A 21,536-nucleotide genomic window follows, 5' to 3' on the forward strand; every position below is an offset into this window, starting at 1 on the left:
AAAGTATTCGATCTGGTATTCTTTTATATTAACTATGGTTATGTCTGATGACAGCATACTTTTTAGAACACCACCAATTATTTAAATATTATCATTTAAAAATGGCAGACAATTTTAATCAACAGATATATAACCTTAATGACCGATGCTTAAAAATCATTGATAACAATCATTTAAGAAAAAATTTTGGCTCTAAACTTTGGCTCTAAACAATGCAGGACGAATATCTATAGTAAGCACTATATGGATAAAAATTCATTACCAATCTATATAGCGATTGACGAAATTACTGAGCAACCACGCCTTTCCTAATAATAAGTTTTTAGCCATTCAAAGAATAAGGCCGTAGCAGCTGGCTATCATCCGATCAACATTTACATACGACAGTTTCACAACGTCACAAGAAAACATCAAGCTGTTAGAACTTTAATGAGTTTACTACTGAAATAGAAATCATATAGTTGATAATTTGCAGACAGTATTTACCGTCACACTTAAATAAAAACGGCTCATTATTAAACATGAGTTATGGTTTTTAATTCTTGTTAATTTTATACCTTTTGGAGTTTTATAATGAAAAAGAATATTTTATCGCTAATCATGGGCGCTACTCTTGTACTACCAACTATGGCAATGGCGGCACCTGTTAACCATTCATCTATCAACCATAGTGACATTATGCCAGCAGATATGCGTGATGCTCCTGTCGAGAGTACTGTACAAGCGGAAGTAGAAGGTCCTGATGGTGAGCTTCTTGCTACCCAGCCAGGTGCTGTCGATGTCGAAGAGTCAGATACCACTGATATAGACATGGGCGATGAAGCAGATGATATGAATGACGAAACTGACGATATGGATAATGAAGCAAGCGATGACACGGTAGCTCTAATGACCAATACTGAAGCAGCAGCCAGTCCTGAAGCAACGCCAAGCGCTGAAGCAATGACTACTGCCACAACTGCTCAGGCTCCTGTACATAATGCTCAAGCCCCTAATATGCAGCACAGCAATGCAAATTATCAGCCATTGATTGCAGGTGAAGCTGCTTCTGATAACAAAACTGCAGATGCTGTTAGTACCTTGCAAGAAAAGAAAAAAGACAAGCGTGGTGAATTATTAGCCACTCAGCCAGCCAATGTACAGTTTAAGGAAAACCGTCGTATCGCTGTATCGCGCTAAGCAGATAGGTAGTTTATTGTTTCAGTTCTTGAGAATATCTTATACGTAAAAAAGGCAGCCATAAGGCTGCCTTTTTTGTTGTACATGACTATAAAGTCTGGCTATTTTTTCGCAGTATTTATTTCTTAGCTTTGGTCACGCCAGCTTCTTGTAACAATGCGCCAAGTGTGCCCATTTTACTTGGGGTTTCAGCTTTATCACTTCTTACAGGCTTGCTACGATTATTGCTCGCATTGTCTTTATCCTGACGCTTACCACGTGGCTTAGACGGACGCTTATCAGCAGCTGGGCGATTGCTATTTGCCTGATTGCTGCGTGGGCGACTGGTTTTCTCACCATCTGTACTGGCTGTCGTAGACTTGGCAGCAGTACGTACAGGTTTTTCAGATTCAGGTTTCATGCTAAATCCGATACGACCACGTTTCTCATCGATAGAGATGACACGTACTGACACGATATCGCCAGGTTTGACACGGTTCATGGGATCAGCGACAAAGTCATTGGCCATCTGCGAGATATGTACCAAGCCATCCTGATGCACACCGACATCAACAAAACAACCAAAGGCCGTTACGTTGGTGACTACCCCTTCTAATGTCATGCCTTCGCTCAAATCTTTGATGCTATTGACGTCATCACGGAAATTGGCCGTTTTAAACTCAGGGCGTGGATCACGGGCAGGTTTAGCAAGCTCCTCGATAATCGCTTTTACACTGACATTATCGTCGTTAGCAGCCAATGTAGTCGTATCAATAGTATTTAACACACCATCATTACCGATGACTTCTGGCAGCGGCTTACCCGCTTGTGCGAGTAAGCTATCGACCAGCGCATAGCTCTCTGGATGCACACCAGTGGCATCTAATGGATTGCTACCATTGTGAATACGCAAGAAACCAGCTGCTTGCTCAAACGTCTTAGCACCTAAGCGTGGGACATTTTTGAGGGCTTCACGGCTATCAAACGCACCGTGCTCTTTGCGATAGGTGACAATTTGCTGTGCCACATTGCGATTAAGACCCGCGATGTGAGCCAAGATAGCTGGGCTGGCGGTATTTACATCCACACCAACGGCATTCACGCTATCTTGAGTCACTTTATCGAGACTGTCTGCGAGTTGATTTTGATTGACGTCATGCTGATATTGACCCACACCAATGGCTTTTGGATCAACTTTAACGAGCTCTGACAACGGATCTTGCAAGCGACGCGCAATAGAAACTGCACCGCGAACTGACACATCCAAATTAGCCAACTCATCACTAGCAAGCTCACTGGCTGAGTAAACAGATGCGCCTGACTCATTAACAATGACGGCTTTGGCTTTTAGCGTATCATTCGCAGCCAAAATCTCTTTGATCATCGCATCTGTTTCGCGACTTGCAGTACCATTACCGATAGCGACCAAATCAACGTTATAAGTGCTTAATAGCGTATCGATAACTTTTTTGGCTTCACCCATTTTATTATCAGGTGCAAACGGATAGACGGTTGCAACAACAGGCTTGTCTTCGCTGTCTAGCATGACATGGCCTTGCGCATCGACAATCGACATTTTTACGCCATGACGGATGCCAGGATCAACACCTAAGATTACTTTAGGGCCTGCAGGTGCAGACATTAATAAATGCTGTAGATTGCTAGCAAACACATCGATAGCATCTGCTTCTGCTGCCAAACGCTTCTCAGTCAGCAAGCGGTGCTCGATATGCGGGCGCCATTTGTCTTTCCACAAGCTACTGGCTGCCGCTGCCAAAAACTCACGGCGTTCTGCTGGTGTTTTGGCATCGACGTCGAAATGACTGATAATTTTTTCGATAAATGGTGCGTCTTCGCCTTCAATTTTTAGACCCAAGACGTTTTCTTGACGGCCACGTAACATCGCCAATAAGCGATGATTTGGCAGTCGAGCAAGGCTTTCGCTATGTTCAAAATAGTCTTTGAATTTTTCGCCAACTTCGCGCTTTTCTTCACTGGCAACGGCGGAGACGATATTGGCAGTTTTGGCAAAACCACTGCGCAAGTTGTCTAGCAAGCCCAATGCTTGTGTCCATTCATCAACGATGATGGCTTGCACGCCCGCGAGTTGTTTTTCGATATCGCTAAAATCAACCTCGATTTCATTACCACTATCATCAGTGATATTTGACTGGATTTGATAACCAGCCAAGGCATCCGTTGGGGTGATTTCTTGCGTCAAGACCGCTTGGGCGGCAATATCGAGACCAGCGGCACGGGCTTTGGCAGCGGGTGAACGGCGACGCGGGCGATATGGCAGATAGATGTCTTCAAGCTCAAGCTTGGACGTCGCATTATCAATACGCGTCTGTAGCTCATCGGTCAGATTGCCCTGTGTGCTTAGCAACTCAGTAATTTTGAGGCGACGTGTTGCCATGTCACGCTCATAATTGAGAGACTTCTCTAAAGCACGCAGCTGCGCATCATCAAGGTTTTGAGTCTTTTCTTTGCGGTAACGCGCAATAAAAGGAACCGTCGCGCCTTCATCGTAAAGTTTGACAAACGCATTGACTTGAGCAGTCTTAATGCCAAGCGCGCGAGCAAGCTTGTCGTGAATATTCGCGTGTGTGGTTGCATCTAAAACCTGTGCATTTGTCGAGGTTTGAGATGACGTCAAGGTATCAGTGCTACTCATATACGTATCAATCGTTGAGAAATGTAGCTTTGCATTATAGCAAAAGCTGCATGAATAAAAATACCTTTTATCTTTTCGTTATTTATTGCTCATTTTGAGGCGTAAATCGTTTTATATCAGATGTCCTAAGGACTTGTTAAACAAACGCATACAGCATTTATCCTTATGGGTGATGCAATTCGCGGTGCAATCTTATACACTAAAGTATCAATAACACAAATATTGATATGTGCTGACATATTGAACAATAGTCTTTAATTTTATGAAGTACTTATTCGCAACCAATAATTAAATAATGATACTTGGTTAGCAGTCATTTTTTACTCATGGCTTTTTATTTATAGTCTCTGCTAACCGCCGTTTTTGCTAACAATAATTTTTATAAAAGGATGCCTGTATGCCTGATAATACCAGCCCCGATACTTTGACTCAGCGTATTTTAGTCGTCGATGACGATGCACGTCTGCGCTCGTTGTTACAACGCTTTCTGGAAGACGACGGCTTTGTCGTTCGTACTGCTCATGATGGCAGCCAGATGGACAAACTCATGCAGCGTGAGCTTTTCTCTTTGGTCGTGTTAGATTTGATGCTACCAGGCGAAGACGGTATCAGTATCTGTAAGCGTCTGCGTGAAGACAATGCGGACATTCCTATCATTATGCTTACCGCCAAAGGTGGCGATGCGGACCGTATCGCAGGTCTAGAAGCGGGTGCAGATGACTATCTGCCCAAGCCTTTTAATCCAAAAGAGCTATTGGCTCGTATCAAAGCCGTACTACGCCGTCAAAACCGCGAGCTGCCAGGTGCGCCAAGTCATCAAATGGAAGTGGTCGAATTTGGTCCATGGACATTGGATCTATCGACTCGTACGCTCAAACGCGATGGTAACGTAGTCACTTTGACGACAGGTGAGTTTTCAGTATTGAAGGCATTGGTGCAACATCCACGTGAGCCATTGACACGTGACAAGTTGATGAACCTTGCCCGTGGTCGTGAATGGGGTGCAATGGAGCGCTCTATCGATGTCCAAGTATCACGCTTACGTCGCCTGATTGAAGACAACCCTTCTCAAGCACGCTACATCCAGACTGTTTGGGGCGTGGGCTATGTATTCGTTCCTGATGAAGCCGAGGTAGAATCTATCAAGAGTGAATAACTTTTGAGTGATCTAATTTCTTTTAATATAGGCCGTGTTTGGTTACTCACAAACACGTGCCAATATGATGAGCATGTCTGTGAAGAACCCTATTATTTTTCAAAACATACCCTGCACGTTAGTGACAGGGTTTTTAGGTGCTGGCAAGACCACCGTCATTAATCAATTACTGGCCACAAAGCCGAATGACGAACGCTGGGCTTTATTGATCAATGAGTTTGGCCGTATCGGTATTGATGGCGCACTCCTAGCAAGCTCCCAAGATAACGATCTTGAGCAAAAAAATATCGCCATTCGTGAAGTCAGTGGTGGTTGTATTTGCTGCACCAGTCAGCTGCCCTTACAAATTGCGATCAGTCGTCTGCTCAGTGAGCATCATCCACAGCGATTAATAATCGAACCCACAGGATTGGCACATCCACGCGAGCTGATACTACAACTCAGTGCTTCACATTGGCAAACGGCACTAAAAATGAATGCGGTCATAACCGTACTGAGTGGCGTGCAGTGGCAACAGAGTAAGTATCGTGACCATGATGGTTTTCAAGCGCATGTCCGTGATGCTGATGTGCTGATAATAAATCGCTATGACCAGTTAAATACTAGCGAAAAACAATCCTTGCTAGAATGGATAGCCACGCTAAATTCACAAGTAAAAATTATTTGGGCAGCATCAGGATTAACGGCAACTGAAATAACAGACTCATCAGATCTCCATTTAGCAGATAATCTTGTAGCACATGCATATTCGACAACATTGAACGACCAACTGAACAAGCCCAGCTATATCATTTCGAATCAACGAAAAGTCAGTATCGCTCACCCTCAAAAATCTATGAGTGGTTTGCTACCTCAAGCCAATTCTCTAGCAGCTATGCCATCATCGAATTCATTTATAGATGAGAACGAAGCTCAAGCCAGTATTGATAATGACCTGCCCTATCGCTACCATGAAGATCAGCAAGATTTTCAGTTGGCTGGATGGCGACTACCTGCACACTACATACTAAACGCTGACGATTTACAGGATTGGTTATTAGCACTGCCAAACTGGCAACGCATCAAAGGCGTGGTACATACTTCTGATGGCTGGATGCAGATCAATTTTAACCCTGGTAGTCTAACCACCAAAACCATTGACCCACAGACTGATAGTCGATTGGAAGTTATTTTGCAATTAGACAATGCTGTCGATACAAATGCTGCCGATACAGATATAGAAGAAACTGAGAATGATGCCAAAGCCTCATCGGCCTTGATAGATTGGGAAGCATGCGATCGCGAACTGATGGCACTGGTTATGTAGTAATAGACAAAAAAAGGGCGGACATTGCGATATAAAATAGCAATGTCCGCCCTTTTTCTTTTTTAGCGTAGTTGACTGTCCTTACTGCCCCGACGATTGAACAACTCGGCAGCTCTCGCCTCTTGTTCAAGTTCTGTCTGACAACCTACGCAGTGTTGAATACCTGGTACGGCTAAACGCCTTGCCTCTGGAATAGAATTGCCACATTCATCACACAGCTCAGCACTATCACCCGTTGGCAGCGAACGTCGTGCCCGTTCTAATGCATCATTAACGGTCGCATCCATTTGCTCGTGCTCAGCACCATCTCTTGACCAACCACCTGCCATAATTTTATCCTATTTTTTATTCATTATAATTAGACAATACAAATGTCTTTAATAACAAATAGATGGGGCTATCTATGGTTAATTGCAACCTGCGATAATTTACAGAACCATCAGCAAAGAGTGATAAAGTCGATTCAACTCAAAAACCTCACTGCTAGTCTTTTGGTTGTAGCTCAACGACTTGCCCACGCACGCCAATACTGTCATCACTCATCAGACAGACATAACCTGCCATAATATCCTCAGGCGTTTTTAAGCTCATAGGGTTTTCACCTGGATACGCATGTGCGCGCATGTTGGTACGAGTACCACCCGGATTGACACAGTTAAAACGTAGGTTGGTGGTGTTTTGTGTCTCTTGAGTAAAGATATCACTCATACCTTCTACTGCTTGTTTTGAGAGGGCATAAGCACCCCAAAACGCGCGCGGATGCGTGCCTACTGTGCTAGAAGTAAAAACGATAGAACCATGATCAGCATCTTTTAGCAGTGGCAATAGCGCTTGAGTAAGCATAAAGGTCGCCGTGAAATTCACTTTCATCACTTGCGCAAACGTATCGATATCATACATCTCAAGTGGCGTTAGCTGTCCAAGCACACCCGCATTATGCAAGATACCATCTAGCTTACCAACTTCTTTATTGATTAGTCCTTCGAGTTGCTGCATTTCAGCATAAGTTGCCCCTTCTAGATTCATTGGCAGCATGGCAGGCTGCTTGCCACCAAGGCTCTCAATCTCATCATAGACGTATTCAAGTTTGCTGCTAGTACGGCCTAATAACAAGACAGTGGCACCATAACGGGCATAGGTCAATGCGGCAACACGGCCAATACCATCCCCTGCACCAGTCACCAAAATAGTCTTACCATCTAAGCATTTATCAGGTGGCACAAAGCCGCGAATGTCGTCATGAGTCAAAGTCTGTGTAAGGCTTTGGACGGTTTTTTTATCATTTTTCTGATCAGCTGGCTGATTATTATTGTCACTCATGGCATGGCTCACTACTTATCATTAAATCGTTGAGGATATGTACTGGTGATTATGAATCTGACGTTATTTATATTGATGCGCTAATTCTCCTGATACTCTAATTCTACTAAGGCAGCTTATAAAAAGACTACTCAAAAAAGAACAGTCTATAAATACTCAAACTTACCTGAAGAGAGCAGCAATTTATTTAACTGCTCAGGGGTGTCTGTAATATAGTCGGCGCCCCATTTTTTCAAAGACTTTTGATCTTCGGGTGGAATATATCCATAAGCGGCCAAAATCGTTGGCATACCAGCGGCGTTGCCAGCTTCAATATCACGTATATGGTCACCGACATAGAGGACGCAGCCAGCCGCCCCGCGAGGAATACCGAGCTTCTCTAGCGCCATATACATGGGCTCTGGATCTGGTTTGGTACGAGATACATCATCTGGACAAACCAAAACTGCACAGCGTTCATCCAATTGCATCACACTTAATAGCTTCTCTGCCAGATAGCGCGGCTTATTGGTGACAATACCCCATGGCACCCCTTTTCCTTCCAGCTCAGTCAGTACCGTGTCCAGCCCTTGAAACACGCAACTGTCGACACAGATATCTGCTTCATAATCCTCTAAGAATTGTTGGCGAAAATCAAGCAATGCTTCATCGCTGACTTCTAATTGATTATTGTGTCTTAGCATCAATTGCACCATGGCTGAAGCACCCGCAGAGACTTGCTCACGGATTTCTACTTCAGACGGCGCTTGCCAATTATTTTCGAGACTCATTTTGCCAATGATACGAACAAAATCAGCAGCAGTATCGATTAATGTCCCATCAAGGTCAAATAAAACAGCTTTTACAAATTGGGTCATAGTGAATGCTCTTGAGATTGATAATGGGTTTATTGAGAATATGGCGGATACAGGTCATCGACTACAGCATTAAACCAGTGGCTTTTGGACGGCTATCATATAATTGACATCAACGTTTTGGGCAAGCCAGTAGCGCTTCGTCAACGGATTATAATGCAGACCTATAATATCCTGACGGACAAATCCGGTATTGATTGCCATTTTATCTAACTCAGCTGGCGTAATAAATTTGGCATAGTCATGGGTACCACGATCAAGCAATTGCAGCACATACTCTGCACCAACGATGGCAAACAAATAGGACTTAGGATTGCGATTAATCGTTGATAGCACACAGACACCACCAGGAGCCAATAATTCATAACAAGCCTGTACAATCGAGCTGGGATCAGGCACGTGCTCCAGCATCTCCATACAAGTCACGACATCAAACTGACCCGCATGCGTTTTTGCCAATGCTTCAACCGGTATGTGCTGATAGCGAAGCGTATTCTCTAATCCACTTTGCTCTGCATGTAACGCAGCAGCTTTGAGGTTTTCTGTACCTAAATCAATCCCTGTCACATCAGCACCGCGGCGTGCCATAGACTCTGATAATATTCCACCGCCACACCCTACATCGAGTACTTTTTTGCCAGCAAGTCCCTGCTCAGCAGTTTTTTCAGCAGCAACATGAGTGGCACTGTCATTTTTATAACCACGCTTGATGTTTTCTTCTATCCAGTTCAAACGTAAAGGATTGATCTCATGTAGCGTTGCAAACGCGCCAGTATTGCTCCACCATTCACTCGCCAAGTTATTAAATTTTTCGACTTCACTAGGATCCACGTTGATGGTGTTAGACTCTATATTATGTAAAACGCTATTCTTATTTTGGTCACTTGAAGTTGACGAAGAATTCAAAGCTGAGCTCATGGTATTTTCCTTGATTGTCACTATAGTTATTATCGTTTGCAGTGCACGATTATGTGCTCAATATTAGCATGCGAGCAGCGGTTTTGTCGTAAGTACATCGTCACTGATTGTGAATAGCTTTAGAAATTTACTGCTTTCATTCGGCAGGGTTTTCATAGAGAATGGATAAATAGCATTTTGACAAAATCCAATAATGATACTTCTCGTTATCGCCAACCGCGTATAGCAACGAACTCTGAGTTTCAGAAACAATACGTCTGAAAAGTTACAAGTAATATACCTTAAATAATAGCTAACAGCTTTACAACTGTCGGTTAAGAATACAATTCACAAATACATATCTTTTACGTTATCATAGTCGATACTTTGCTATTGTTCGATTATACTCGACACTGTCTGGTTCCAGACGCTTTAAAAGCTGTATATTTTGAAGTGTCCTGTGTTTCACAACCATATAGACACCAACCTCTTAACCAACTCTAAGCCTCCACACCTCAAGGATAAAGTATGAAACGTGTCATCACACTGACTGGCCTAGCCATGGCCATTGGACTTGCCTCTATGGGCGCACAAGCTGCAGATTATGTCGCCGGAAAAGATTATCGTGTGCTAGACAATCCAGAGAAAATCAGCGGTGATGCTATCATTGTTCGTGAATTTTTTTGGTATGGTTGCCCGCATTGTAATGTCCTCAACCCACATATGGAAAAATGGGCAAAGAGCAAAGACAAAGACGTTGCTTTCTTTAAAACACCAGCTGCACTTAACCCTGTTTGGGAAGCCAGTGCCCGTGGCTTTTATTCTGCCCAGCTTCTAGGGTTTGAAAACAAGACTCATGATGCCCTATTTGATGCCATCCATAAAGACGGTAAGAAGTTGTTTGACCAGTCTTCATTGAGCAAATGGTATGCAACAAAAGGCGTTGATGAAAAGAAATTCAACAGCCTTTATAACTCATTCGCGGTTGGTACAAAAATCGGTCGTTCACAAGAAGGTGCTAAGCGCTATCAGCTCTCTGGTGTTCCTGCCGTTGTCGTACAAGGTAAATATGTTGTGACTGGTGAAAGTGCGACCATACCTAAGGTTGTAGATTACCTAGTCGATAAAGTACGTACTGAGAAAAAATAATCTAAGCACTATTTTTTTATAGCTGATGTCGCACATAAAAAAGCCAATCCTCAAGTGATTGGCTTTTTTATGTCTTAACCGTCGTTTTCATTTTTATAGAGTCAATCCAAAATAAAAAGGGCCACATACGATCATTATTTTCTACTGGTATAAACATCGCTTGCTAGCTGTTTACTAATATGACAAAGGCCTCGAAAAGCTCATCCCAGTAGAAACTTACTCTTCTTAAAATGGATCGACTTTAGATAGATATTATTTCTTTAGCTGCGATAAAATAGCCACTTCGCGAATATAACTGGCCAAATCTTCTTTGGATTCTGCCATCAGCTCATCGTCGTGCGTATGTTTGGCGTATTCAATCCATAGCAATAATTGGTACATGCTATTTTGCTCAGACGCTTTATACTGTTTGACGAACTGCTTAAGCGTACCTTCATCATTAATATTTAAGCGTTCTGCCCAACTTTCTATCTTAGAGATTTGCTCTTTAGGAAAAAATGCATCAAACAATGCTTTGACCAATTCGTGGCGGTTTTCTTCGCTAATCAGCTTACCGACTCGCTTGGTTTGGCGAATGCGAGCATTAGCGCTGGTGATATCAGCCAATGCCATGAGCTCTGCCATAAAATAATCACTGGCTGGCAAGTTCTTCAGCTGCTTTTTCGATAAGCTGGCAAGCGGTATCGACAACTGTTGCAAGCGCTCATGGGCTTTTTTGAGTTCTGTGCGCGAGACGCGCATATCCTGTTCTTTCCAGTCAATCATAAAAGCTTTCCAAAATAATAAGTAATAAAATTAATAGTGTCTGGTATCACTACCAACGATTTTTTTCACGATGTTTTGCCAGTACTTTGATACCTTGTGGCATCGCATCAGCAAGACGACGCTGTAAACTGTCGGTGATGAATACTGAACGATGCTTGCCGCCCGTACAGCCTATTGCTACTGTCACCGTATGGCGATTATTGTGCAAAAACTCTGGTAGCCAACGAGTCAGAAATCTGTCTATATCATCCGTCAATTCAGCCACTTCTGGATAGTCAGCAAAGAATGCGGTCACTTCAGTGTCCAGACCTGTCAAAGTACGCAGTTTAGGATCCCAATGCGGGTTGGGTAAAACTCTCACATCAAAGACAAAGTCAGCATCAATAGGGCTACCATGTTTAAAGCCAAAAGAAAGCAGATTAACGACTATCTGATTGTCCACGCCAAGATGTTCACGCAAGCTGTCTTTTAATTGATGAATATTCAGACTACTGGTATCAATTTTGATGTCGGCATGAACTGCAATTGGTTCTAATAGTTCCACTTCTTTTTTGATGGCAGCAGGTAGATTAAAAGCCACATGCTTGATATTGTCATTATCAATATCCTGCGACATCAAAGGATGTACGCGTCGTGTCGCATTAAAACGTGCAATCAATGTACTCTCTTGTGCCGTCACATACACCACTTTCACCGCATGTGTCCCATACATTTTCTTTAGGGAAGCATAAATCTCTGCAAAGTTGGATAGATCCGCTTGCGGCGTTCGAATGTCAACGCCGAGCGCAATACGATGAATGCCACTTTCATTGACCAGTTTATGGGCTGCATTTGGCAATAAAGATAACGGTAAATTATCAATAGAGTAATACCCCAGATCTTCTAAGATATTCAATACTGAGGTTTTACCAGATCCTGAACGTCCTGATACAACTAGGATACTGAGCTTATCAGCCGCTATTTTACACGCTGCCTGCTCAGATTGATCGTTATTTTGACCCTGATTTATATCCATGACCTACCCATCCTAGTTCATTGCAGCCTGCAAATTACGATAGTCAGCTTTTATAAATCAGATACGGAGTCAGGCTCGCTTAGACTACCAGTGGTAGTGCTTTCACTCACTTTACTTGTCTCTAAATTATCTTGAACCGACTGTATGTCATAACGACTGATCTACCGCCACCCATTGATTGTCCAATAACCGTGCCCGTCCTAGCCAAGCTGCAACTAAAATAACCATGTTCTCATTTTTTGTATTAAATATTGTAGAATCACTCACAACAGACCCTAACGCTTCGGTTTTTACTTCTAGATAATCAATAGTGAAACCTGCGTCGCTAATGCGTGTACGCGTCTCTACTAATAGGTCGCCAAACGCTTTCTGACTCAGTGCAATATTTTTTAATTTCTGTGCTAAGTCTTGCAATGCTTGATGCAGAACAGGGGCAACTTGTCGTTCAGACCCGCTCAAGTACTGGTTACGCGACGATAGTGCCAGACCATCATCAGCACGAACAATGGGCGCACCAATGATGTCAATGGGATAGCTCAAATCACGTACCAACTGCTTAATGATAGCAAGCTGCTGATAGTCTTTTTGTCCAAAAATTGCCACATCTGGTTGCACAATGTTGAACAGTTTAGACACCACAATACCAACACCATCAAAGTGACCGGCACGCGATTGACCACATAATTGATCAGTGATGGCACCCGCCAACACAGTAGTAGGGGGTGGCAATACTGGATACATCTCATCAACGCTAGGGGCAAACACATAATCTGCGCCAACCGTTGCAAGCTTAGCCACATCTGCCTCTAGCGTACGCGGATAACTGTCAAAATCTTCACCAACCCCAAACTGAGTAGGATTGACAAAGATACTCACCACCACCACATCTGCATGTTGCTTAGCAATCTTCACTAATTCAAGGTGGCCATCATGCAGGTTGCCCATCGTGGGTACTAAGGCAATACGCGGTTGGCTGCTCTGATTCTCGTTTTCTTGACAACGATAAGACCGTAAAGCGGCACGCAATGCTGAGATATGATGATGAATAATAGGCATGATTAAATATTCTTCTATCTATAATCGTAAAACAAACTATCAATTGAATTGATGCTGTTCAGTAGGGAAGCTGCCTTCACGCACTGACTGCTGATAAAGGGCAAATGCCCCTTCAATACTGTGCGCAGTATTACGCTCATCTGTCAGAAAATCATGAACAAAGCGTGGCACACGGCCGTGAGCCATGCCTAACATGTCATGCATAACCAAGACTTGGCCGTTAGTATCTGCACCAGCACCAATGCCAATAACTGGCACGGCAACCGCATCTGTCACTGCTTTTGCAAGCTCAGCAGGCACACATTCTAATACTAGTAGTGCAGCACCTGCAGCGACAACTGCTTTGGCATCAGTAAGCAATTTGTCCGCCGCTTCATCACCACGACCTTGAATTTTGTAGCCACCAAAGACATTGACTGATTGCGGCGTCAGACCGAGATGCACACAAGTCGGCGTGCCCGCTTGCGCTAAGGTCGTCACCAATTCACAAAGCTCACTACCGCCTTCAATTTTTATGACATGCGCCCCTGCTTGCATTAGCGTTCGGCTATTGGCTATGGCTTCTGGCAACGTCACATAACTCATAAACGGTAGGTCAGCCAAGATCAGCGCGTGTTTGTTACTACGGGCAATATTAGCAGTATGATAAGCCATATCATCGACCGTCACGGGCAGCGTTGAGTCATGGCCTTGCACGACCATGCCCAAACTATCACCGATTAAGATGGTATCAATCTGCGCCTTGTCCATCATCCGTGCAAACATCGAGTCATAGCACGTCAAGCAAGTGAACTTGGTACCGTCTTTTTTAAATTTATTTAACGTAGATAATGTCGTCATATGACCCTCAATTAATCTGCAGTGCCTTTAATTATCAATACTGCTAACCACTATCTTGACTGTGACAAAGAAAACCTCATAAGGTGTTCCCAATCACTTAGCACAGTTTACTTGGTATCAGTTATTTAAATTCAGTCACCTGATAATAATCTTAGACCTGTCCAATCGAGACTTTGCGAATAGTCATCTATCGATTTTCCTGCGATGGCTAAACTTGGTGCCAACTCTCGCAGTGGTATTAAGACAAAATTGCGCTCACCTAAGCCAGCATGCGGTATCGTAAGCTGTGGCTCAACCATCTGCGCCTCACCATATAGCAAAATATCAACATCTAGACTACGTTCACCCCAGTAGCGCAACCGTGCTCGCTTGGCCATGCTTTCTAACTGCTGACAAAAGGCAAGCAGCTCATAGGGTGTGAGCGTTGTCTCAAAACCAGCCACTGCATTGACAAAATCTGGCTGATCTTGCGGCCCCATCGGTGCTGAAGCATAAAAAGAAGACACGCTTATTTCGCGTATCTGTTCATGTGCTCGCATCATTGCAAGCGCTTGCTCTAAATGCTCTGTAGGAGAACCCAACTCATTAGCGAGATTACTGCCCAATCCCACGTAACAGGTAATCCAATTGGTATGATCCGCATTGTTATCCATATTACGCATTTTCAGTGCTAGGCTGACGGCGGCGGCGCTTCGATGGTACAGGGCCTTTATTATCAGCTACTTGCACAGCAGGCATCTGATCGCTCATATCTTGCTTCGCTTTAGCAGGCTTTGTAGTAGTCGCTTTCACCGATTTTTTGGCTCTTGCAGGTGCAGTGGCCTTCTCTGCGCCTTTACGTGCTACTATTTTTACAGCGTTAGCATCACCTTCATCAGTCGATTTAACGGCGGGCTTAGGCACTTTTTTTGCATATTTCGCTGCTGGCGGTGCTTTGTCATTACTGCCCTTCGCGTCGCTATTGCCTTGTACTTCGATATTGCTCGCACTATCTATAGTAGGCTGACGACGGCGACGCTTGTGTGGGATCGGCTCATTATTCATACTGACTAGCGCAGGTGATCTTGCGATCGAGCGAGTTGGTCTAGCTGATGCATGAGCTTCTGGCTGGCTAGTGTTTGACGGCTGCGACGCGTTATCTTCTGATAATTGCTTTTGTAATGGCGGCACGACGTTTGCGTGCTCTATAACAAACAACGGCTTAGGCTTAATCTGTTGGCTTGCCGATTGCTTATTACTATTGGCAAGAGACAACTGCTGTAGCTGAGCAAGCTCATTACTGTCTTGTTCTACTTGCTGCTTGCTGTGTCTGCCACTGTCATTACGGCCAGTGTTAGATTGGCTTGCAGCACGGCGACGACGGGCTGGAATATTTGACGAATCGTTTACCATTGTTTGATTGTTTCTACCTTTTTCAGCACGGTCATCGGCTTTGCTTTGCTTTGTACTGTTTTGATTAGGTGTTGCGTTATCAATAGCCTGTGTGTTTGGTTCTTGACGATTACGTCCGCGACCACGTTGCCCTTTTTTATAAGCACCTCGGCGAATATTCTCATCAAACTCATCAACAGCTTGCTCTTGGTCTTGCTCAGACAGTGTCTGATACGTCTGCCACCAATCACCCATACCATTGGTAGACTCTGATAGCGGATGCTCAGCATCACCGCATTGCTCACGCAATAACAAAAAGTCAAAACCCGCACGGAAGCGTGGATGCTCAGAGAGCTGGACGATTTGTTTGCTACGTGGGGCTGCAAGTTTTGGCTGTAATACCCAAATATCACGGATAAACTGCTCTGCAAACTTAGGAATCGCGGTCTTAATACGTTGACGGTCAATCACTTTACCAGCAGCATGCATTTGTGCTTCAGCAAATGGCATATTACGCTTTTTAGCTTTTGCCAACTGATGGAGATAGTTTTCCCACAATAATGCGGCATAAAAGAACGCAGGATTGATACTTTTGCCCGCTGCAATACGTTTGTCCGTATTGATAGCTACTTGTTTGACGAGCGCACTTGGCTCAGACGGTGGATAAATAATGAGACTATCAATCGCGCCTGATTCAAACAATAGTGGCAACAAAGGCACTAGATAGCCGCCAGTAAACATCTTTTGCGTTTCATCATACAGACGATGCGGTGATATTTGCTCAAGCAGCGCCCAGTTCCCGTCGTTAAACTGCTGAGACAAAGCTTCATCAAATTCAAAGCCTAGCTTGGCCTTGAAACGCAAAGCACGTAACAAGCGCACGGGATCTTCTTCAATACGCACTGGCGCATTGCCCAATAGACGAATGATTCTATTGTCAATATCATCGAGCGCACCGCAAAAGTCATGAACGATGCCTTTGAGCGGCTGATAATAAAGCGCATTAATAGAAAAATCACGACGGGAGAAATCTTGTTTGATATCGCCCCAAACATTGTCGCGCAGGATCATACCGTCTTGATTGGTATTAGCATCACTGGTTGGTGGGCCACGGAAAGTAGCAACTTCTATCAACTCGCGACCTGAATACACATGCGCTAATTGGAAGCGACGACCGATAATGCGGCAGCGCTTACCAAAGACATCTTTAATCTCATGCGGTTTGGCATCAGTGACCGCATCAAAGTCTTTCGGGCGCAGACCTAATAAAGTATCGCGCACACCACCGCCGACGATATATGCGTCAAACCCAGCTCGGGTTAAAGTGGCAATTACTTCAGTAATGGAATTGGGTAATTCAGATTTATTCAGTTCTAACTGCTTGGCGGCACGCTCGGCCATGCATCTACTCCTCGCCGGTATTCTTTGACCACCCCTGATGAACACAGCGTTTATCAGGCGGATGTACCCACTAGTTTAACAAATTTTGGACGCAGTAGGTGTGTTATGACATTTACTTACGTGCTATTTTGTCAATATCGGGGTTAATTAAAGCAAAATAATGCCCTTAATCTTGTACGCTTAAACGTCCTCGATTTTTCTCAACGGTTTTTGCACCGATACCTTTAACCTTTGCTAACTCATCAACTGTCTTAAAATTACCAAACATCTCACGATATAAAATAATCGCTTGGGCCTTACTGCTGCCGATACCATTGAGTGAAACCAACTCACCTTCGCTGGCACGATTGATATTCACGGTATATTGCTCACGCGCTTGAGTTTTGGCATTTTCTTGTGACAACAGGTACTCATAGGCACGCTGAGGATCGTCAAAACAGGGCGCTGCATTAGCATCGTTAAGTATCAAAATAGCCAAAACACAACCTAAAATAGCTGTCTTGGTTACGCTAGCAAACGAGTCTTTAGGATGAGCGTTCATGTTGTTTCGCCGCTTCCCACAATGCATCCATCTCTGTTATATCGCTGTCTTCCAAACGCTTGCCAGCTGCATCTAATTGCGCTTCAATATAACCAAAACGTGACTTAAATTTATGTACACACGTCAGCGTTGCTGTTTCTGCATCAAGATTTAACTTGCGTGCGACATTGACTAGGGCAAACATACAATCACCCAGTTCTTTTTCGACTTCTCTGATATTGGCTTTGCTTATGTCATATTTAGCAGCTTCTTTGGATTTATCCGTCAATTCACTTTTTAGCTCGGCAATCTCTTCATCTAGCTTATCCACTGCCCCTGCAATACCTTCCCAATCAAACCCCAATTTTGAGGCCTGCTTTTGTACATCTTGTGCTTGCATGAGCGCACTGCCTACTTTGGTATTATCCAGACGTCGCTTTGGTTTACCGCGTGCCTCACGTGCGTGCTGCTCTTCCGCTTTAATCTCATCCCAACGTACTTTTACCGCTGCATCATCTTTCAAGTTTTCGGCCTCAAACACATGCGGATGACGACGAATCAGCTTCTCTTGTAAGGTGGTAATAACGTCACTCATATCAAAGCGCCCTTGCTCAGCATACATCTGACAATGAAACACCACTTGCAGTAGCACATCGCCCAGCTCGCCTTTGATATCTTCATCATCATCGCTTTGTACCGCTTCGCCTAGCTCATAAGCCTCTTCGATGGCATAAGGAATGAGGCTATGATTGCTTTGCTTCTTATCCCATGGACAATCAACTCGCAGCCGCGCCATCAATGCTAAAAGATCATCAAGCTGGCCTGTGGCTTCTGGTGTTCCTTGTACTGGTACAGGCACTGTGATTTTATTGTCGAGAGTATTCATAAGGGAAGCTCTTATCGTTTTGTTTGTTATTTTATTCGGTGGCTTAGTATAAAGTTAATCAATAACTATTGGCGCGCGTTTGGTTCATCATTGAGTGGTTAGTGTATCATTGAACTCTGATTGGCCTATAATTGTGCTATCTACTTTATTATTTTACCACTGCTCACGCGCAAGGAATTTTTACCATTATGTCTACTTCTGCGACCATTAGCTATCAGCCAAAGACTGAATTCAATCCTATTACGATCAGCTCATTCAAAGCTTACGATATACGCGGTGAGCTTGGCGTTAATCTGGATGAAGAGATTGCTTACCGTATTGGGCGTGCCTTTGCGCAGATTCTACATCAGCGTCATAGTACAGTAAGTAAGACTCATGACAATGATATGACAAATCTAAAACCTGCCATTGTCATCGGTAGCGACATTCGCCATTCTAGTGAACAGCTTAAACAGGCTACCATAGCAGGTATTATTGATGCTGGTATTGATGTGATTGATTTGGGTATGACTGGTACTGAGGAGGTATATTTTGCCACCAGTCATTATCAGGCATTGGGTGGTATCGAAGTGACTGCCAGTCACAACCCTATCAATTATAATGGCTTGAAATTGATCAAAGAACATTCAAAACCAATCAGTGCTGATGATGGTTTGGCAGAGATTCAGGCACTTGCAGAATCTGGCAAATTCACGACTGACAATCCATCAGGAAAACTAAAATTATTGACCGATAAAAGCGCTTATGTCGATCATGTCATGACCTTTATCGATACTGATAAACTAAAGCCACTCAAACTGATTATTAATTCAGGCAATGGCAGCGCCGGGCCAGTAGTTGATTTGTTGATTGAAAAACTTGCACAAGCTGATGCACCGACTGAAGTGATTAAATTACATCATGCCCCTGATGGCAGCTTTCCTAACGGCATTCCCAACCCTATGATTGAAGCCAATAGAGTGGCTACCCAGCAAACTGTTTTAAAGCATAAGGCCGATCTTGGTATTGCTTTTGATGGTGACTTTGATCGCTGCTTTTTATTCGATGAACGTGGCGAATTTATCGATGGTAGCTACATCGTTGGTATGCTTGCGCAAGCGTTTTTGAATAAATATCCAAGTGAATCAATCGTCTATGATCCGCGAGTGATCTATAATACCGAAGCGGTGATAGAAGAACATAACGGTAAGGCCGTCATCAGTAAATCTGGACACTCATTCATTAAGCAAGTCATGCGTGACTCTGGCGCGGTATACGGTGGTGAGATGTCTGCCCATCACTATTTCCGTGACTTCTTCTATTGTGATAGCGGCATGATTCCTTGGCTATTAACCATTGAGCTGTTGTCTATCACTGGTAAAACACTATCCGAATTGGTCACAGGCTATATTGCCGCCTATCCTAGCTCAGGTGAACTAAACTTTCGTCTTACAACCTATGACTCACCAACAATTATTAGCGCAATTGAAGATAAATTCAGCAACGAGCAACCAATTAAATCAACACTCGATGGTTTAAGTCTGAATTTTGGTGACTGGCGCTTCAATCTGCGTGCTTCAAATACTGAGCCGCTTATCAGATTGAATATTGAAAGTCGCGGTGATCAACCGTTACTGGCTGCTAAAACTCAAGAAATTCAGCAATGGCTAGCAACGCAAGGTGCCGTACCAGCATAAAGTGATTACCCCAGTAAAATAATTCTGATTGTCAGTCGAAAAAGGCTCGCTAATGAGTATTAGCGAGCCTTTTTTCTATACACAGAAAACCTTAAATCAAACTATTTAGTTCGACCAATACCCATATAGTCACCTACTAAGCTATTAATTTGCGAGCGTGTCAGGGCATTTTGCGCATCAAATACTGGCATGGCTTGTTGATTGATTTTGCCAATATCCAATTGATCTCGTGGTGACCAACTCACGATAAAAATTGCCTGAGCCTCACGAAGTTGCTCGTAAGGAGTGTCAGTCAACTCAAGTAAAGGTTGCTGCTGATAAAGCACAGCAAGTTCGGCCTTCGCTTTATCACTATAGACTATCGTACGAATATTATAAGACCACAACAAAGCCAATAATGGATGAATGGCGGAGCCAGCAGTACGTCCGGATCCGGCTTTATAGCTACCACCCCAAACCATCACGGTTTTATTATCGATAAAACCATCAAAATACTGCCAGAATTTACGGAATATCAGCTCTTTTTGGTCTTCGTTGATGTGCATGACTGACTGCAACAGCGGCATATTCAAACTGTGCGTTTGGCTTGACTGCTGTAACTTAGACAACTCAGTCGGGAGCGTGTTACCACCGAAGCCCCAACCTGCTTGTAAGTAGCTACTACCAACCCGTTCATCCAACCCCATAATACGACTGACTTGCTTGATATCGACCTGTTGACTGTCCGCCAAGCGTGACATCTCATTCATAAAACTCACTCGCGTTGCGAGCATCGCCATGATACTACTACGGGCAAATTCTATCGTCGCAATATCAGCGTGATGGGCGGCACGCGCGTGCTGCATCAAAGGTTTTAACACTTCTAGATGTTGACTACTGTTGGCGGTTTTTTCACCGAGTAACCACAATGAAGGATTTAACATTGAACTATAAGCATCGCCGTCTTGCAAAAAGACAAATGGCAGATAGTATACCCAAGCACGCTGTAACTGCTGAGCCAAATCGGCTACATGGCCTAATTGCTCAATGCCGCTCATAACCACAGGTAGCGCCTGCTGATGGCTTTGATTAAACGCGATAATCCAACTGTCTTCTGTCCATACCAATTTGATGCTATCTAAAAATAACCAGTAAAATGCCACAGTGCTTTGATTATCAACTTCGTCATGACTTGCCGATTCATAGCATTTGATTAGCGTATCGGCACTATCGGGCAACGCTTTGCTAGTAATAACCTGCTGCTGCTCATACATCTGCCACAGCGCTTGTAAATGATGCTCAAAACCATATTGCTGTATCTGCTGAGTTAATAAATCCATATCCGCATACAAATGGATGCGTTGACCTAAGCTTGCCAGCACCACGGCACTGGTAATGGCTTCAATACTATGACCAATAAGCACACAAACTTGATTGCTATCAGTACCTTGTGGTTTAGATATATTCATATACTTGGGAGTATTATCATTTATAGAATCAGCGCTCATAAGCT

Annotated in this window: 19 protein-coding genes; 5 read left to right on the plus strand and 14 right to left on the minus strand. The window is 43.7% G+C overall.

Annotated features, from left to right (window positions below):
* Positions 1-573 precede the first annotated feature (573 nt).
* Positions 574-1,179, plus strand: a complete 606-nt coding sequence (locus QL982_RS02690; RefSeq protein WP_290190152.1) for a hypothetical protein — start codon at positions 574-576, stop codon at positions 1,177-1,179.
* A gap of 118 nt (positions 1,180-1,297) precedes the next feature.
* Here the strand turns inward: QL982_RS02690 and QL982_RS02695 are convergent, their stop codons facing one another.
* Positions 1,298-3,832 (minus strand): Tex family protein, encoded by a 2,535-nt coding sequence (locus tag QL982_RS02695; RefSeq protein WP_290162701.1) that lies wholly within the window; start codon positions 3,830-3,832, stop codon positions 1,298-1,300.
* A 397-nt stretch (positions 3,833-4,229) separates the two neighbouring features.
* On the opposite strand from QL982_RS02695, the gene ompR reads away from it, so the two are divergent.
* Positions 4,230-4,988 carry a two-component system response regulator OmpR gene (ompR, locus tag QL982_RS02700; protein ID WP_290162699.1) on the plus strand — a complete coding sequence of 253 codons (759 nt, stop codon included), beginning with the start codon at positions 4,230-4,232 and terminating at the stop codon, positions 4,986-4,988.
* A gap of 73 nt (positions 4,989-5,061) precedes the next feature.
* On the plus strand, positions 5,062-6,294 hold the full coding sequence (locus tag QL982_RS02705) for a GTP-binding protein (RefSeq protein WP_290162698.1): 1,233 nt from the start codon (positions 5,062-5,064) through the stop codon (positions 6,292-6,294).
* Between the two features lie 62 nt (positions 6,295-6,356).
* Here the strand turns inward: QL982_RS02705 and QL982_RS02710 are convergent, their stop codons facing one another.
* From QL982_RS02710 to ubiG, 4 genes are all read right to left on the minus strand, one after another.
* Entirely contained in the window at positions 6,357-6,623 is a 267-nt protein-coding gene (locus tag QL982_RS02710; protein WP_290162696.1) for a DksA/TraR family C4-type zinc finger protein, read from the minus strand.
* A gap of 154 nt (positions 6,624-6,777) precedes the next feature.
* Complete coding sequence (locus QL982_RS02715) at positions 6,778-7,614, minus strand: YciK family oxidoreductase (protein WP_290162694.1); 837 nt, start codon at positions 7,612-7,614, stop codon at positions 6,778-6,780.
* 146 nt (positions 7,615-7,760) lie between these two features.
* Positions 7,761-8,471, minus strand: a complete 711-nt coding sequence (locus QL982_RS02720) for an HAD-IA family hydrolase (RefSeq protein ID WP_290162691.1) — start codon at positions 8,469-8,471, stop codon at positions 7,761-7,763.
* Positions 8,472-8,540: 69 nt separating this feature from the next.
* Entirely contained in the window at positions 8,541-9,386 is an 846-nt protein-coding gene (gene ubiG, locus QL982_RS02725) for a bifunctional 2-polyprenyl-6-hydroxyphenol methylase/3-demethylubiquinol 3-O-methyltransferase UbiG (RefSeq protein WP_290162690.1), read from the minus strand.
* A 507-nt stretch (positions 9,387-9,893) separates the two neighbouring features.
* On the opposite strand from ubiG, the gene QL982_RS02730 reads away from it, so the two are divergent.
* Positions 9,894-10,514, plus strand: a complete 621-nt coding sequence (locus QL982_RS02730) for a thiol:disulfide interchange protein DsbA/DsbL (RefSeq protein ID WP_290190153.1) — start codon at positions 9,894-9,896, stop codon at positions 10,512-10,514.
* A 252-nt stretch (positions 10,515-10,766) separates the two neighbouring features.
* Here QL982_RS02730 and yjgA read toward each other — a convergent pair whose 3' ends face one another.
* The 8 genes from yjgA to mazG form a co-directional block, all read right to left on the minus strand.
* Positions 10,767-11,279 (minus strand): ribosome biogenesis factor YjgA, encoded by a 513-nt coding sequence (yjgA, locus tag QL982_RS02735; RefSeq protein ID WP_290162687.1) that lies wholly within the window; start codon positions 11,277-11,279, stop codon positions 10,767-10,769.
* Between the two features lie 49 nt (positions 11,280-11,328).
* The gene (gene rapZ, locus QL982_RS02740; RefSeq protein ID WP_290162685.1) at positions 11,329-12,294 is read right to left on the minus strand and encodes an RNase adapter RapZ; all 966 of its coding nucleotides are present in this window, start codon (positions 12,292-12,294) and stop codon (positions 11,329-11,331) included.
* 147 nt (positions 12,295-12,441) lie between these two features.
* Positions 12,442-13,350 carry a pantoate--beta-alanine ligase gene (gene panC, locus QL982_RS02745; protein ID WP_290162683.1) on the minus strand — a complete coding sequence of 303 codons (909 nt, stop codon included), beginning with the start codon at positions 13,348-13,350 and terminating at the stop codon, positions 12,442-12,444.
* 39 nt (positions 13,351-13,389) lie between these two features.
* Entirely contained in the window at positions 13,390-14,190 is an 801-nt protein-coding gene (gene panB, locus QL982_RS02750; protein ID WP_290162681.1) for a 3-methyl-2-oxobutanoate hydroxymethyltransferase, read from the minus strand.
* 131 nt (positions 14,191-14,321) lie between these two features.
* Positions 14,322-14,852 carry a 2-amino-4-hydroxy-6-hydroxymethyldihydropteridine diphosphokinase gene (folK, locus tag QL982_RS02755; protein ID WP_290162679.1) on the minus strand — a complete coding sequence of 177 codons (531 nt, stop codon included), beginning with the start codon at positions 14,850-14,852 and terminating at the stop codon, positions 14,322-14,324.
* Complete coding sequence (gene pcnB / locus QL982_RS02760) at positions 14,845-16,962, minus strand: polynucleotide adenylyltransferase PcnB (RefSeq protein WP_290162677.1); 2,118 nt, start codon at positions 16,960-16,962, stop codon at positions 14,845-14,847. Before pcnB ends, folK begins: the two co-directional genes overlap by 8 nt.
* A 166-nt stretch (positions 16,963-17,128) precedes the next feature.
* On the minus strand, positions 17,129-17,503 hold the full coding sequence (locus QL982_RS02765) for a ComEA family DNA-binding protein (protein ID WP_290162675.1): 375 nt from the start codon (positions 17,501-17,503) through the stop codon (positions 17,129-17,131).
* Entirely contained in the window at positions 17,487-18,368 is an 882-nt protein-coding gene (gene mazG, locus QL982_RS02770; protein ID WP_290162673.1) for a nucleoside triphosphate pyrophosphohydrolase, read from the minus strand. The genes QL982_RS02765 and mazG overlap by 17 nt, the downstream gene beginning before the upstream one ends.
* Before the next feature lie 188 nt (positions 18,369-18,556).
* On the opposite strand from mazG, the gene QL982_RS02775 reads away from it, so the two are divergent.
* A complete protein-coding gene (locus QL982_RS02775) occupies positions 18,557-20,044 on the plus strand; it encodes a phosphomannomutase CpsG (protein ID WP_290162671.1) in 1,488 nt (495 codons plus the stop codon).
* A gap of 101 nt (positions 20,045-20,145) precedes the next feature.
* Here QL982_RS02775 and QL982_RS02780 read toward each other — a convergent pair whose 3' ends face one another.
* Positions 20,146-21,531 carry a UDP-glucose/GDP-mannose dehydrogenase family protein gene (locus tag QL982_RS02780; protein ID WP_290162669.1) on the minus strand — a complete coding sequence of 462 codons (1,386 nt, stop codon included), beginning with the start codon at positions 21,529-21,531 and terminating at the stop codon, positions 20,146-20,148.
* Between the last annotated feature and the right edge of the window lie 5 nt (positions 21,532-21,536).

It is taken from the genome of Psychrobacter sp. 5A.1 (assembly GCF_030407455.1).
Classification (GTDB): domain Bacteria; phylum Pseudomonadota; class Gammaproteobacteria; order Pseudomonadales; family Moraxellaceae; genus Psychrobacter.

Coding starts and splice junctions, on each gene's coding strand:
- mazG (WP_290162673.1), bottom strand. CDS start 18,368: ATGAATACTCTCGACAATAAAATCACAGTGCCTGTACCAGTACAAGGA.
- panB (WP_290162681.1), bottom strand. CDS start 14,190: ATGACGACATTATCTACGTTAAATAAATTTAAAAAAGACGGTACCAAG.
- ubiG (WP_290162690.1), bottom strand. CDS start 9,386: ATGAGCTCAGCTTTGAATTCTTCGTCAACTTCAAGTGACCAAAATAAG.
- QL982_RS02720 (WP_290162691.1), bottom strand. CDS start 8,471: ATGACCCAATTTGTAAAAGCTGTTTTATTTGACCTTGATGGGACATTA.
- QL982_RS02705 (WP_290162698.1), top strand. CDS start 5,062: ATGTCTGTGAAGAACCCTATTATTTTTCAAAACATACCCTGCACGTTA.
- QL982_RS02780 (WP_290162669.1), bottom strand. CDS start 21,531: ATGAGCGCTGATTCTATAAATGATAATACTCCCAAGTATATGAATATA.
- QL982_RS02695 (WP_290162701.1), bottom strand. CDS start 3,832: ATGAGTAGCACTGATACCTTGACGTCATCTCAAACCTCGACAAATGCA.
- QL982_RS02710 (WP_290162696.1), bottom strand. CDS start 6,623: ATGGCAGGTGGTTGGTCAAGAGATGGTGCTGAGCACGAGCAAATGGAT.
- folK (WP_290162679.1), bottom strand. CDS start 14,852: ATGCGTAATATGGATAACAATGCGGATCATACCAATTGGATTACCTGT.
- rapZ (WP_290162685.1), bottom strand. CDS start 12,294: ATGGATATAAATCAGGGTCAAAATAACGATCAATCTGAGCAGGCAGCG.
- QL982_RS02765 (WP_290162675.1), bottom strand. CDS start 17,503: ATGAACGCTCATCCTAAAGACTCGTTTGCTAGCGTAACCAAGACAGCT.
- QL982_RS02715 (WP_290162694.1), bottom strand. CDS start 7,614: ATGAGTGACAATAATAATCAGCCAGCTGATCAGAAAAATGATAAAAAA.
- yjgA (WP_290162687.1), bottom strand. CDS start 11,279: ATGATTGACTGGAAAGAACAGGATATGCGCGTCTCGCGCACAGAACTC.
- QL982_RS02775 (WP_290162671.1), top strand. CDS start 18,557: ATGTCTACTTCTGCGACCATTAGCTATCAGCCAAAGACTGAATTCAAT.
- QL982_RS02730 (WP_290190153.1), top strand. CDS start 9,894: ATGAAACGTGTCATCACACTGACTGGCCTAGCCATGGCCATTGGACTT.
- QL982_RS02690 (WP_290190152.1), top strand. CDS start 574: ATGAAAAAGAATATTTTATCGCTAATCATGGGCGCTACTCTTGTACTA.
- panC (WP_290162683.1), bottom strand. CDS start 13,350: ATGCCTATTATTCATCATCATATCTCAGCATTGCGTGCCGCTTTACGG.
- ompR (WP_290162699.1), top strand. CDS start 4,230: ATGCCTGATAATACCAGCCCCGATACTTTGACTCAGCGTATTTTAGTC.
- pcnB (WP_290162677.1), bottom strand. CDS start 16,962: ATGGCCGAGCGTGCCGCCAAGCAGTTAGAACTGAATAAATCTGAATTA.